General features: G+C 53.5%; 13 protein-coding genes. 5 read left to right on the top strand and 8 right to left on the bottom strand.

Annotated elements, in window-relative coordinates; translation table 11 throughout:
- The first annotated feature begins 133 nt into the window (after positions 1-133).
- Together MVB78_RS09140 and MVB78_RS09135 are read left to right on the top strand one after the other, a co-directional pair.
- Entirely contained in the window at positions 134-289 is a 156-nt protein-coding gene (locus MVB78_RS09140) for a hypothetical protein (protein ID WP_297490546.1), read from the top strand.
- Entirely contained in the window at positions 286-1,584 is a 1,299-nt protein-coding gene (locus MVB78_RS09135) for a transposase (protein ID WP_297490545.1), read from the top strand. Before MVB78_RS09140 ends, MVB78_RS09135 begins: the two co-directional genes overlap by 4 nt.
- A gap of 20 nt (positions 1,585-1,604) precedes the next feature.
- Here MVB78_RS09135 and MVB78_RS09130 read toward each other — a convergent pair whose 3' ends face one another.
- The 7 genes from MVB78_RS09130 to purD all read right to left on the bottom strand — a co-directional run bounded on the left by MVB78_RS09130 (position 1,605) and on the right by purD (position 8,429).
- Positions 1,605-2,492, bottom strand: coding sequence for a hypothetical protein (locus MVB78_RS09130; RefSeq protein ID WP_297490544.1), 888 nt, complete (start codon positions 2,490-2,492; stop codon positions 1,605-1,607).
- Between the two features lie 118 nt (positions 2,493-2,610).
- Positions 2,611-3,282, bottom strand: a complete 672-nt coding sequence (purQ, locus tag MVB78_RS09125) for a phosphoribosylformylglycinamidine synthase I (RefSeq protein WP_297490543.1) — start codon at positions 3,280-3,282, stop codon at positions 2,611-2,613.
- A gap of 1 nt (position 3,283) precedes the next feature.
- Positions 3,284-3,526 (bottom strand): phosphoribosylformylglycinamidine synthase subunit PurS, encoded by a 243-nt coding sequence (gene purS / locus MVB78_RS09120; RefSeq protein ID WP_297490549.1) that lies wholly within the window; start codon positions 3,524-3,526, stop codon positions 3,284-3,286.
- Positions 3,527-3,657: 131 nt separating this feature from the next.
- Positions 3,658-4,857, bottom strand: a complete 1,200-nt coding sequence (locus MVB78_RS09115; protein ID WP_297490542.1) for an MFS transporter — start codon at positions 4,855-4,857, stop codon at positions 3,658-3,660.
- Between the two features lie 169 nt (positions 4,858-5,026).
- Entirely contained in the window at positions 5,027-5,866 is an 840-nt protein-coding gene (locus MVB78_RS09110; RefSeq protein WP_297490541.1) for a hypothetical protein, read from the bottom strand.
- 92 nt (positions 5,867-5,958) lie between these two features.
- Positions 5,959-7,101 (bottom strand): formate--phosphoribosylaminoimidazolecarboxamide ligase family protein, encoded by a 1,143-nt coding sequence (locus MVB78_RS09105; protein WP_297490540.1) that lies wholly within the window; start codon positions 7,099-7,101, stop codon positions 5,959-5,961.
- 11 nt (positions 7,102-7,112) lie between these two features.
- Complete coding sequence (gene purD, locus MVB78_RS09100) at positions 7,113-8,429, bottom strand: phosphoribosylamine--glycine ligase (RefSeq protein WP_297490548.1); 1,317 nt, start codon at positions 8,427-8,429, stop codon at positions 7,113-7,115.
- A 189-nt stretch (positions 8,430-8,618) separates the two neighbouring features.
- On the opposite strand from purD, the gene MVB78_RS09095 reads away from it, so the two are divergent.
- The 3 genes from MVB78_RS09095 (at position 8,619) to purE (ending at position 10,512) form a co-directional block, all read left to right on the top strand.
- Positions 8,619-9,266 (top strand): hypothetical protein, encoded by a 648-nt coding sequence (locus tag MVB78_RS09095; protein WP_297490539.1) that lies wholly within the window; start codon positions 8,619-8,621, stop codon positions 9,264-9,266.
- On the top strand, positions 9,256-10,008 hold the full coding sequence (locus MVB78_RS09090; protein WP_297490547.1) for a hypothetical protein: 753 nt from the start codon (positions 9,256-9,258) through the stop codon (positions 10,006-10,008). The genes MVB78_RS09095 and MVB78_RS09090 overlap by 11 nt, the downstream gene beginning before the upstream one ends.
- 66 nt (positions 10,009-10,074) lie before the next feature.
- Positions 10,075-10,512, top strand: a complete 438-nt coding sequence (purE, locus tag MVB78_RS09085) for a 5-(carboxyamino)imidazole ribonucleotide mutase (RefSeq protein ID WP_297490538.1) — start codon at positions 10,075-10,077, stop codon at positions 10,510-10,512.
- A 237-nt stretch (positions 10,513-10,749) separates the two neighbouring features.
- On the opposite strand, the gene purT is transcribed toward purE, so the two are convergent.
- Positions 10,750-11,811 (bottom strand): formate-dependent phosphoribosylglycinamide formyltransferase (purT, locus tag MVB78_RS09080; RefSeq protein ID WP_297490537.1); only part of this gene is annotated, 1,062 nt, incomplete at its 5' end.

The raw sequence follows: 11,811 nt of genomic DNA, 5'->3' as shown, positions 1-11,811 counted from the left end.
TTATCTTTTTCTCTTGAAAACCTTGCCGTTCACGGCGGGGATGCAGTAAACCCCCCAAACAGCCTCTTAACAGGAAAGCAACAGAAAATCTTAAATACACTAACCACCCATACTCACCATTGGGTGGGCAATAGTGGGGAGAATCGACATCTACCTGAGGGACGACGTGGAGAAAAAGTTCAGAGAACTCGTCGGGAAACTCTACGGTGGAAGAAAAGGGGGCCTGAGCATAGCCGCCGAGCAGGCAATCCTCGACTGGATTAAAAAAGTTGAAAGCGAGGAGAAATGAAGCGCTCAGTAACCCTCAAACTCCAACCCTCAAAGGAACAGGAGAAGGCCCTCAAAGAGTTGGCCCTAATCACTTCTAAAGCCTGGAACCGGGTAAACTACCTGAGAAGGCGGGAATTCTTTGAAGGTAAACCAGTGGACTTTCTGAAAACACAGAAGATAGTCTATGAAGAGTTCAAGAAAGAGGTTGGTTCTGCCACGGTCCAAACAATAGCGAGGAAGAACGCCGAAGCTTGGCGGAGTTTCTTCTCGCTCCTTCGGGGCAAGAGAAACTGGGAACTTCCGAAATGGATGAGGCCAAAACCGCCGGAATACATCAAGAATGCCCACATAATAATCTTGAGGAATACACAATACAGGATTGAAGAGAATAAACTTGTCCTGATGGGTCTCGGTAGGTTTAAACGCTTAGAAGTTCAATTCAAGGGGAGAATTCACCTGAAGGGCAAGCAGGGAAGATTAGAACTCACCTATGACACCGTTAAGCGGAAATGGTATGCACACGTTAGCTTCACCGTCGAGGAGAAACTAATCAATGGTGAGTGGGTTAAAGTTCCAAGACAGCCTTTGGGCAACCTTTCGGCAGGAATTGACTTGGGAGTGAATAATTTAATGGCCGTCTACGTTGAGAACGGTGAAAGCTTCCTCGTGAATGGAAGACCGTTAAAGAGTATTGACTTTTACTGGAGGAAGAAGATTGCTGAATACCAATCTAAACTTAACAAGAGCGGAGCTAAAACGAGTAGAAAGCTCAGGAGAATGCATGAGAAGGCTAAACTCCAAACGAGGCACTACATCAACACGGCAGTAAGGCAAACTGTCGAAAAGCTCTACCGTCTTGGAGTTTCAAGGATTGTAGTCGGCTATCCCAAGGGAATCGCCAGGAACTCCGATAAGAGCAAGAAGCAGAATTTTCTGCTTTCTCACGTCTGGCGGTTTAACACAGTGATTCAAAGGCTTAAAGAAGTCTCCGAAGAGTATGGTATTCTCGTCGAGGTTGTGGACGAGGCTTTCACTTCTAAAACCTGCCCTGTCTGCGGGAAGCCTCACTATGGGGCGAGGTTTGTTCGTGGTTTATTTAAGTGTCCCGCAACGGGGCTTATCTTCAATGCGGATTTGGTTGGAGCGTTCAATATTTTGAAGAAGGTGGTGAAAACCATAACCCCGAATCTGAGCGGGCTTTACGCTCAGGGGAGGGGTAATTGGCCTAAGACCGGGCCGGAGGGGCTGAAAGCCCACTTTGAGTTGGGTTTGAATGAAGCCCCTCAAACCTCTCCGCCCTTAGCGAGGGGTTAGTTCGTTGGAACCCTCGCCCTTTAGGGCGGGGAGGAGGTCAGGTTCAGGTTGAGGATGGTCTCTCCAATTTCAACGGTTTCCTCTTGCTCAGAGGTTGCTGACTCCATGAATTCCTTCTCGTTAATTTTCGAGATGTCACCTTTCCTCAGGGCTTCTATAAGGGCCTGCGGACCGTATTCCGCCGCAATGTACCACAGCAGGTCTCCCGCTTCGGCGTATAGGGTCTCGTTGTAGTTTTCCCTGAGGTTCAGGGACTTTAGCTTCTCTATGCTCACGTATTTCGTCTTCTTCTCCTGTGGGCCTATTGGTATTGGCCCACCATCCAGCACTCCAAACCCGACGGCAAGAACATCGGGGAGCCTCTTACCGGCCGCGTATTCTAAGAGCGCCGAAGCAACATCAAGCGATGAATACACACCAGTTTCTTTAATCAGAGCAACATGTATTTCCCTTTTCTTGTAGTCCACGAGCCAGAGGGTCTTTTTCCCGGTGGTGTTTTCGAGAGCCTCCTTTGATGGGTGGAGGTATATCTTTGCCCTCTGTGGTTCGCTTCCAAAGAGCTTGGAGTAGCCTTCGTAGGCGCTGTCCGCTCCTAAGAGGAGCATGTTGAGCTTCGACTGCAGTACTGGATCATCGCGGACTTCTTTGGGATAATAAACTTCAAAATATCTTGTTGAGTTGTGGTACCAGTCCCCATAGGGCTGGACATTGGTGAGAGCTGTGTTTTCTGGTGTTTGTGACGTTTGTGTGGGCGTTGCGGCATCCTCTGAGAACTCGGAGTCGTCGGGTGTGGACTCGAGATGCACCCAAGTGTGGCAGTTAGGAGAACTAAAACCAGCAGAATCCTGAGAGGGGTCTTCATGATATCCTTCCTCCAGGAACGATAAAACATCGTGGTCAATTTGCATGTTTCCCTCTGTTTTTAAAAGATTTACTGGGTGAAAAAGTCATACAAAAGAAGAGGGCCAATCATTTCTAAACGATAAAATTCCAAAACCTGCGAAAAATTGAAAGAGGAGTGTATGATTACATCTTCGCCCACTCCACCATGCTCCTGAAGAGCCTCAAGCCATCTTCACTGCCAAGGAAGCGGTCGCTCGCCCTTTCAGGGTGGGGCATAGTCCCGAGGACATTGCCTTTCTCGTTCGCTACAGCCGCTATGTTCAGAGCCGAGCCGTTCGGGTTCGCATCCTCGGTTACGTTTCCCTTCTCGTCGCTGTACTGGAAGACCACCCTGACCTTTGAAGGATCCTCGGTGTAGTAATTGCCCTCAGCGTGGGCTATCGGCATCCTTATGACCTCTCCCTGCTCGTAGAGCGAAGTGAAGGGCGTTTCGATGTCGTTAACGCGAAGGTGAACCCACCTGCAGAGGAAGCGCGGGATTTTGTTCGGTCTTAACGCACCGGGCAGAAGGCCCGCCTCCGTGAGGATCTGAAAGCCGTTGCATATCCCGAGGACGGGCCTTTCATCGTGGGCGAATTCCTTTACTTCCTCCATTATCTCCTGACGAGCGGCTATCGCTCCCGCGCGGAGATAATCCGCGTAGCTGAAGCCACCCGGAAGAACAACTCCATCGAAGTCCTTCAGGCTGGTTGTATACCACACCCTCTCGGCCTCGGCGCCGGCCTTCCTTATGACCATCTCGGTCTCGAAGTCGCAGTTGGTTCCTGGAAAAACGACAACCGCAAACTTCACCATCTCAGCTCACCGGCTCGATTCTGTACTCCCAGCTGTGGATGAGCGGGTTTGCGAGGAGCTTTTTGCACATTTCCTCGACCTCTTCCTCCGGGTTTTCGCTATCGAGCTCGAACTCGAAGTATTTGGGAACGTGCAGGTTCTCAACGGTGTAGCCGAGGTTTCCCAGGGCCTTTCCTATGACCCTGCCCTCGGGGTCGTTTAGGCCTTCCTTCAGGCGAACGATGACGGCAACCTTCCACTTCATGGGCATCACCTTACCATAAAAATGTAAAAATTGGATGTTTTTAAGGTTTGTTTCGGCATAAAAATGTCAAAAAATTGGAGGCCGGGGTCTGCGCGCTGGAGTTGGAGGCGGTGAGAAAAGAGAATAAAAAATCAGGCCCCGAGCTCCTCAACGGGGAGCCTCATCCTGGAGGAGATCAGGAGGAGGGCTATGCCCAGGAGGGGCATCGCGAGGAAGATGAGCATCCCCTGGGTAACCCCGCTCACGAGGATGAACATCACGTTCGGGGCCACCGCGTTGGCCGAGTTTGAGATAAGGCCGAGTGCAAAGCTGGCCTCGGGGAACACCTCTTTGGGGTAAGCCGCTGGTGCAGTTGTCCAGAAGGCCGGGCCAGTTCCCTGAACGATTCCGGTGAGGGCGAGCCCGATCATGGCGAGGGTGTAGTCGCTGGAGAGGATGCTCTTCCAGACGATGAAGAGTCCGATGAACGTTACGGCATAGGAGAGGGTCATGACGCTGACTATCGCCTTGAAGAGCCCCCTGTTGGAGGTGTTCTCAACCGAGAGGCGGTAGCCGAGGTAGCCCATTATTATCGACCAGAGGGCCATCGAGACCTCAAGCGCTATAACGAGGTTCGCCGTCTCCGAGCTTGAGAACTCGGCGTGGTGAAGGGTGAAGGAGCCCAGGGTGAAGATGACCCAAAGCGCGGGGAAGAAGGTGAAGCCGAAGACCCAAGTAAAGGGCATCCTCCAGACGCTAGAGCCCTTTGCGGAGTGCTTTTCCTTGGGTATCTCGAAGTCCTCAACGAGGAGCCACCAAAGTGCCAAGATGGCGTACATAACGGCGGCTGAGATAAGAAAGGCGTTCCTGACGGCGTCCCAGCCCGTGTAGGTGCGTGAGGCCCATTTGGCGAGGCTTATGCCGTATATCCCGCCCCAGAATATCCCGGATAGTATTATGCCCTTGGCGAAGGGCCTCTCAGCCAAGAAGAGCCTGCCCACCTGGTTGCTGAAGACCGCTATGAGGGCCACTATGAAGCCCTGGAAGAAGCGGAGGCCAACGATCCCCCACCAGTTGCCTACGAAGGGGATGATGAACTGCGGTATCGCTGCGAAGCTGACTATCAAAGCGACGCTCCTCTTGAAGGAACCCTTGAAGAGGCTCGTACCACCGAGGAGGAAGGCGACGAAGAGGCCGACGACAAAGGCGGTCTGCTGATAGCCCATAGCAGTTTCGGTGATGCCATAATGAGCGATGACGGTGTCCTTGAACTTCTCAAGCATGTGCATCGTGCCAAAGCCGGACGCGACGACCAGCATGTCCATGAAGGCGAACTCCCAGCGCTTATCCATGGTTTCAACCTCCGGGGGTCATTTTACAGGGGAAGCGGCCTTCTCCCTCTTAAAAAAGTTTCTCGAAGGGAGTGCAGTCTAAAAAAGCGAAAGAGGAACAAATTCCAGATTTTCCGGGTTACACCACAGGATTTTCAAAAACGACCGCCCCCGGCCTAAAGAGCGGGCTTCAGGAAGAGAAAGGCACGAGCAGAAGCCCGGCTATCCCGTTGAGGCTGTAGCGGAGCGTTAGGCCTTCGGAGTCAATTCCGACAATAGCCTTCAAGTGGACGTTTCCTTCCCCATGGTTCTCCACCATCCAGCCGGCCCGGTTCGCAGCAAACGAAGAGCGGTCGTGGATTATCAGATCCCGGAACTTGGAGGTGGTTGGATCATAGTCCAAGAGCTTCCCGTTTAGCGGAGTCACTGAAAATTCCGCATTTTCTCTTCCCGGAACGATTATTTTCAGGAGGAGCTGGTGTTTGTAAAGTTCGCCCCCTACTGCACTCCAGTTTCTATCAGGAGTTTCAGCTTGGAGCTCCCGAGTGCTCAGAAGAACCCCGGAGTTCCTGGAGTAGAGACCGAGATCCCAGTGGGACTCGTGGGCTATGATCCAGGAAACCCATTCTAAAAACCCTCCGAGATCACCCGATACAAGAAATATTAACCTCCCATTGTAAATTACAGCTGCCTTGGATGATAGGTTAAGAGGATCCATCTGTGGAGTCACATTGATGGCCTCAACGAGATTGGTAGTGTTTAACTTTCCTACAACGAGGATTGGCCTGCTTTCCCCGGGGTCCACCTTGTGGATATCCAAGGGGCTAACTACTAAAAGCTCTGGCCCATCGTTTGAGAACTCCACGTTAAGGGGAACTCTGGAGAGGTAAACCGGCCTGAAGCTTACCGCTTCCTTCTCCGCCGCGCCCCTCTTAAAGTAGAACGCCGTCCCTGCGATCATGAGGGCTATGAAAACGATGACGAACGCTTTTATCCAGGGGCGTTCCATGCCGTAGTCCTCCCTACTCATATTGTGGTTAATCGTTTATAAACCCTCTGCTCTTAAAATAGTCCTTCAATCTGTGAAAAATCGATAAAAAGGCGTTGCAACCTTTGGTACCGCTATGTAACAACCTTCTCAAGCTCACCCAGCTCAGCCGCGCGCTTTATCTCCAGAGCCACCCTCCTGCCGGTGCTCATCGGCTTTCTCCAGAGGGAGTTCCCGTAGGGATGTCCCATAGCCATGTGGATGTTCGTTCCGCCCCCGGTTCTCGGGGCCACATCGTAGATGTAGAAGTTCAGGTCTTTATCCACGGCCGTCTGGAGGGTGAACGGCCCGATTATCCCCGGCGGATAGTACTCCTGCGTCGCCCTGACATAGCGTTCCGCCATGTCAAAGACCTTCTCCAAAAGCGACTCGCGGAGAGTCGAGGCGGCGTGACCCGTAACCGTGTATTCGGGCTCGAACTGCCACTCGGGCAGAGTAAGCTGCTGACTCGCCGGAAGCCTTACGTGGCCGTCAAGGCTCGTCTCAAAGCGCCAGTCTATCCCGAGCAGCTCGATCTCCCCGTCGAGCGGAGAGTAGAAGAAGTCGAAGTTGAACACAGGCCCTATAATGTAGCGCTCGATTCTCGCCCTTGCAAGGTCTTCCTCCGTGATGACGCCGAGCTTTTTCAACCGCTCCGCCTTCTCGCGGAACTCCTTGTAACTTGCCGCGGTAAAGAACCCCCTCTCCAGCCTCTTCTTGGCGTGTGGGAGCTTTACAATGACGAGGCCGACATCATCGATTTCCTCGGGCTTTACCTCCTCCGGGTAGGGGAGCTTAGCTTTCTCAAGAAGCCAGTAGTAGCTCTTTTCCTCACTCCTCTCCTCACTTCTGAGCAGGTTCCTGCTCCCGAAGAGGGGAACGCGAAAGTCGTTTTCAACGCGGTCTATGCCCGTGTAAACGACGAAGGAGCGGTTTGGAACGAAGACCACGTTCCTCTTAACGAGCTCCTCCTGAACCTCCACGATCTGGGCGAACTTCTCAAGGATCACAACCTCGTCGATGAAGCCCTTGGTTAATCCGTCCCTCGTCTTCCTGAGCTTGAAATAGTTTGCATAAGTTCTGTGCCTTCCGCGCTGGGCGACAACGAGAACCGGTAAGCCCTCCTCCTTCGCCCCATCGGCTATGTCCAGAGCTGAGTGGCTCCCGATAACGCCCACTGTTATCCGCTCAGGATCGTATTTCTCAAGGATCCCCAAAACCTCGTCACGGCTTATCATTTTTGCCCACCTCAGCAGGGATTCGGCTCGAACTCCTTTCCAAACTCCTTCATAAGGCGAATCCTCTTCTCGACGCTCTCCCTCGTCCCAACGTCCCTTCTGTAAAACAGCTCACCTTTGATGTACTGAACAGCGCTTTCTGCAATCCTCTCGGCCTCTTCAATGCTCTCGGCTATTCCAACGACCGCTATCGCTCTTGAGCCGAGTAGCGTGAGGTTCTCGTCTATGGAGGCGTAGTAGAGCCTCGCTCCGGTCTCCTTTATAGCCCTCTCATCAACCTCCACTTTAACCCCCCTGACCGGGTTCACTGGGTAGCCTCTCGGCGCGAGGTACTTCACGACCGTCGCTTTGCCCTCGAACTCGGCCTTCCCCAGGCTGCCGTCAACGATCCCCTCGGCTATCTCCGTCAGCGGTGTCCTCAAAAGCGGGAGGACGTTCATCGCCTCCGGGTCGCCAAAGCGGGCGTTGTACTCGATGAGAACCGGCCCTTCCCTGGAGAGCATGAACTGTCCGTAGAGGATGCCCTTATATGGTATCCCTTCTCTCCTCATCGTCTCGATTGTTACCTTGAGAGTTTCAAAGGCTTTCTCGTAATCTTTCTTCGTCACGAAGGGCAAAAGACCGTTTGAGCAGGAATAGCTCCCCATGCCGCCGGTTATCGGCCCCTCGTCGTTCTCGTAGGCGTGTGGATAGTCCTGCGCGAGGGGCATTGGGATGACCTTTTTCCCGTCGCTGAAGACCTGGAAGGTGAACTCAACGCCGTCGGTGCGCTCTTCAACGAGAACTTTTCCATCCCGCCTTATCAGCTCCTCCGCGTAGGCTTTGGCTTCATTGTTGTCCTTCAACTGGTGGCCCACTACCTTAACCCCTTTCCCTCCGGTGAGGCCGATGGGCTTAACTACAACCGGCTTTCCAAAGTCGTCTATCCAAGAGCGCATCTCCTCGACGTCTGTAAATACCCTGAATGCCTTTCTCCCGGGGATTTCGTTGCGCTGCATGAAGGCCCTTGCGAAGGCCTTGTCCGTTTCAAGCTTAGCGGCTTCTCTGCTCGGGCCAACCGCGGGTATACCGGCCTCCTCAAAGGCATCAACGATGCCCCTCTCAAGCGGTGCCTCCGGGCCGATGAAGACCATATCAACCCCGAACTTCTCGGCGTAGGATAGAACCTTCTCCACGTCCGTTTCTCTGGCCAGGCCGTAGTCCTTTGCGAGCCCTGCCAGGCCGGGGTTCATGTGCTTTGAGACCGCGTAGAGCTCGGCTCCAGCCCTGACGAGGGCCTCGCCTATTGCGTGCTCCCTTCCACCGCCGCCGACGAGCAGGATCCTCATGATGTTCACCATAGAAATGTTAAAAAATCATATTTTTAAGCTTTATTTTAACTTTTAGATGGTAAGAATGGGGCCGGAGATTCTCGTGTTGTCATCAAGTTTCATTGCAGTATTAAAACGCTGTCTCAGGTTCATGAGTGTGTGGAAATGTTTTTATTCCTCCATGCCCAAAAGTTCATGGTGGGGTGAGTGAGGGACAGGGAGCAGTTACTCACACTGATCAGAAACGTCCTGAACTCAAACGGCATCGTCAGCATCATAGACCAGGACATGGCATCATTCGGTTACCTCCTCGGTCTGGAGGTCGCGGCTGAATACATTGAGAGCGGGAGCTACACCTGGCTGGTCTCCTACGAGCCCTTGCAGAGCCTCCTCCGGGATATGGGGAGGCTTGGTATAGAGTACGAGGAGCACTTAGGAAAGACCCTCTTCATCTTCGATGCCTTTGGCTCTATGAAGGGGATAGAGCCCGAGATGGATGGTGTGCTGACCCTCAGGGGGTACCTCGATGACAACGTCTTCGTCCTCAAGTACGGCAGGCTCGTGTCCGAGCTCATAGAGACCTTAGAACCGAGGCCGGAGAGCGCCATCGTCGTCGGGCACCTTGAGTCCGGAATCTGCAGGCTCTTCCAGAACCCGCTGAAGGTTCAGCGGAGGCTGTGGAACCTTTTCCTTGAGGTTCCCCTGCGGCTCTCAGCTGTGAAGACGTACCTCCTCCCAGAATGCCCTGGGATGGATGACTTGGCCTACTTCTACTCGGACCTCGTGATAGAGAGCTTTCTTGAGAACGACGAGAGAAAGCTGGTTGTGACGAAAGGTGGTGAGGATGAGCCTTAAACTTGGCCTAAAGCCCGTGGACAGGGTTTTGGGAGGCGTCAAGGAGAGGAGTTTGATCCTTATACACGAGGCCGACCCGAGGTCGCTCGGCAAGTCCCTCGCCCTTCAGGTTATGAAGGAAAAGCTCGAATCGGACAACCTCGTGGGCTACTTCAACATAGGCCTCCCCCTCTCGACCTTCACCGCCGTTGCCGAGCGCTTCGGAATCGATATTGAGAGGCACCTCCGGGAGAACAGGCTGATGATAGTGGACACCTTCGGCAGTCTCTACAACCTCAGGCGGGGAACCGGCAACGTGTGGTACCTGTCGCAGCCAATAAGCCTCGAAACCCTGAACGACAAGTACCTCGAAGTCATAGGAGCCCACAAGGAGAAGTGGAAGAGGCTCAACATGTTCGAGGGCAGGGAGCTCTGGGGGATCGCGATTTCGATCTCGGACTACCTCCACATGTTCGGGCCCCAGAAGACGCAGCGCTATCTTGAGATGATTGACCTCCAGAGGGCGAAGTCGGACGTCTACAAGAAGTACCCCGCGGGAACCAACGTCTGGGTCTATTCGGGAAACGACGTGGTGGTGCTCCCCCTCATCTACAGGAAGGCATCGTACGTCCTCAAGACGGAGAGCAGGATAACGGGAGAGGAGCGGGTTGTGAGAACGATGAAGATAATGAAGGCGCCCGACCTCGATGGGATACCCACTTTCGAGTACATCGTCAGGAGGAACGGGGTCGAGTTCCTTTGACATGCTAACGGCTATTTAATGCTAAAATTTTTAAATATTTGACGTTTTTATGCACACGGTGGTGTCATGAGGGTTCTCGTAGTTATGGGTAGCAAAAGCGACTCTCGTATAGCCGAGAGGGCAACGCGGGTTCTCGACGAGTTCGGCGTTGATTACGACGTCGAGGTTGCCTCCGCCCACAGGGACCCTGAGAAAGTCGAAAGGCTCGCGAAGAAGGATTACGACGTCTTCATAGCGATAGCGGGCTTAAGCGCCGCCCTGCCGGGGGTTATAGCCTCGCACACGACGAAGCCTGTAATCGGCGTCCCGGTCTCGGCAAAGCTCGGTGGCATAGATGCGCTCCTCAGCATCGCCCAGCTACCGCCGGGGGTTCCCGTTGCAACTGTCGGAATAGACAACGGGAAGAACGCGGCTCTACTGGCTGTTGAGCTGCTCGCCCTGAAGGATGAGAACCTCGGGGAGAAGCTCGCAGAATACAGGAGGAGAATGCGCGAGACTCAATAAAACCTGAAAATGAAGGGCTGAGTCCTCAATTCCACCCATCTTATTCCACGTCCGGATTCAACCCCCTGCATCCAGCTTCTTATTCAACTTTCTATATTCAGCAACTTATTCTATCCGTGGAACGTTCAAAGATGTGGACAACCAAATTTAAACTTTTTGGGTATTATACAGTTCATTGGATAAACCTACATCCCTGTTCACTGGCCCAGTGTACACAAACATCCCTGGCATTGACTTTCAAAAGGCTCCGTATTGCATCCCATGGTGCTTTCTCACCTCGTAATCCTGTCCATGCCAGTCAGAGGAGCGCGTTCTCAGCTCTATCGAGTGGGCGGCCATCTCCGCTTTTTTCTTGGCATCCTCGACGTTCTTGTCCCAAGCTATCGCCACGCCGAGCCTCCTTCCAGGGTAAGCCTCGGGCTTCCCGAAGAGCCTTACCGTCGCGTTGGGAACGCTTAGAGCCTTCGCCAGACCGCGGAAGCGCGGGGAGTAGCCGGAGACGTTGGCCTTTATGACGTGGGTTGCCGCGGGCGTGAGCATCGGAAAGAGCCTGTAGCCATCAACCCACTCCCCAGGGATTGGAAGCCCAAGGACGGCCCTCAGGTGAAGGCCAAACTCGGAGAAGCCCGTCGGGTGAGAAGCCAAAGTCACCATGCCAGTATCATGGGGTCTTGGAGAGACTTCGTTGGCCCAGACTTTGTCGCCCTTCACGAACATCTCAACGCCAAAGAGACCGAGACCGCCGAGAACATCCGTTATGCGCTTCGCTATCCTGTAAACCTCCCTCTCGGCTTTTTCGCTTATCTCGGCCGGCTGCCAGCTGGAATGATAATCACCATCAATCTGGTAATGGCCGACGGGTTTCGGGAAGGTCGTGACTATCTCTCCGTTCTCGTCATAGTGTCTCACAGCGAGCTCGGTGATTTCAACATCGAACTCGATGTGTTCCTCGACGATTATCTTGTCTGCACTACCGCGGGCCTTCATCTTTGCCTCTTCCCATGCCTTCGGGATATCTTCTCTGCTTTTCACGAAGTAGGAGCCCTTTCCGGAGGAGCTCATTATGGCTTTGGTGTGGCACGGGTAGCCCACCTTCTCGCAGGCCTCGTAGAGCTCGTCGAGCGTTTTCGCGTAGGCGTAGCGCGAGGTGGGAACCTCTGCCTTCTTCGCGAGGGTCTCTCTGGTGCGCTCGCGGTGCATGGCAATCCACGTTGCTTTCGCGTTCGGAACGACAAAGTAGCCGTCCTTCTCAAGCTCAAAGAGTGCATCGAGGTTTATAGCCTCTATCTCCGGGATTAT

The organism is Thermococcus sp., assembly GCF_026991495.1.
Lineage (GTDB): Archaea > Methanobacteriota_B > Thermococci > Thermococcales > Thermococcaceae > Thermococcus.
The sequence above is the reverse complement of the archived record's forward strand: the minus strand, read 5'-3'. Positions and strand labels throughout refer to the sequence as shown.

What these genes read in the sequence shown, in the direction of transcription:
- purE (WP_297490538.1), top strand. Translation starts at nt 10,075, where the DNA reads ATGAGGGTTCTCGTAGTTATGGGTAGCAAAAGCGACTCTCGTATAGCC.
- purQ (WP_297490543.1), bottom strand. Translation starts at nt 3,282, where the DNA reads ATGGTGAAGTTTGCGGTTGTCGTTTTTCCAGGAACCAACTGCGACTTC.
- MVB78_RS09110 (WP_297490541.1), bottom strand. Translation starts at nt 5,866, where the DNA reads ATGAGTAGGGAGGACTACGGCATGGAACGCCCCTGGATAAAAGCGTTC.
- MVB78_RS09135 (WP_297490545.1), top strand. Translation starts at nt 286, where the DNA reads ATGAAGCGCTCAGTAACCCTCAAACTCCAACCCTCAAAGGAACAGGAG.
- MVB78_RS09130 (WP_297490544.1), bottom strand. Translation starts at nt 2,492, where the DNA reads ATGCAAATTGACCACGATGTTTTATCGTTCCTGGAGGAAGGATATCAT.
- purS (WP_297490549.1), bottom strand. Translation starts at nt 3,526, where the DNA reads ATGAAGTGGAAGGTTGCCGTCATCGTTCGCCTGAAGGAAGGCCTAAAC.
- MVB78_RS09090 (WP_297490547.1), top strand. Translation starts at nt 9,256, where the DNA reads ATGAGCCTTAAACTTGGCCTAAAGCCCGTGGACAGGGTTTTGGGAGGC.
- MVB78_RS09105 (WP_297490540.1), bottom strand. Translation starts at nt 7,101, where the DNA reads ATGATAAGCCGTGACGAGGTTTTGGGGATCCTTGAGAAATACGATCCT.
- purD (WP_297490548.1), bottom strand. Translation starts at nt 8,429, where the DNA reads ATGAGGATCCTGCTCGTCGGCGGCGGTGGAAGGGAGCACGCAATAGGC.
- MVB78_RS09115 (WP_297490542.1), bottom strand. Translation starts at nt 4,857, where the DNA reads ATGGATAAGCGCTGGGAGTTCGCCTTCATGGACATGCTGGTCGTCGCG.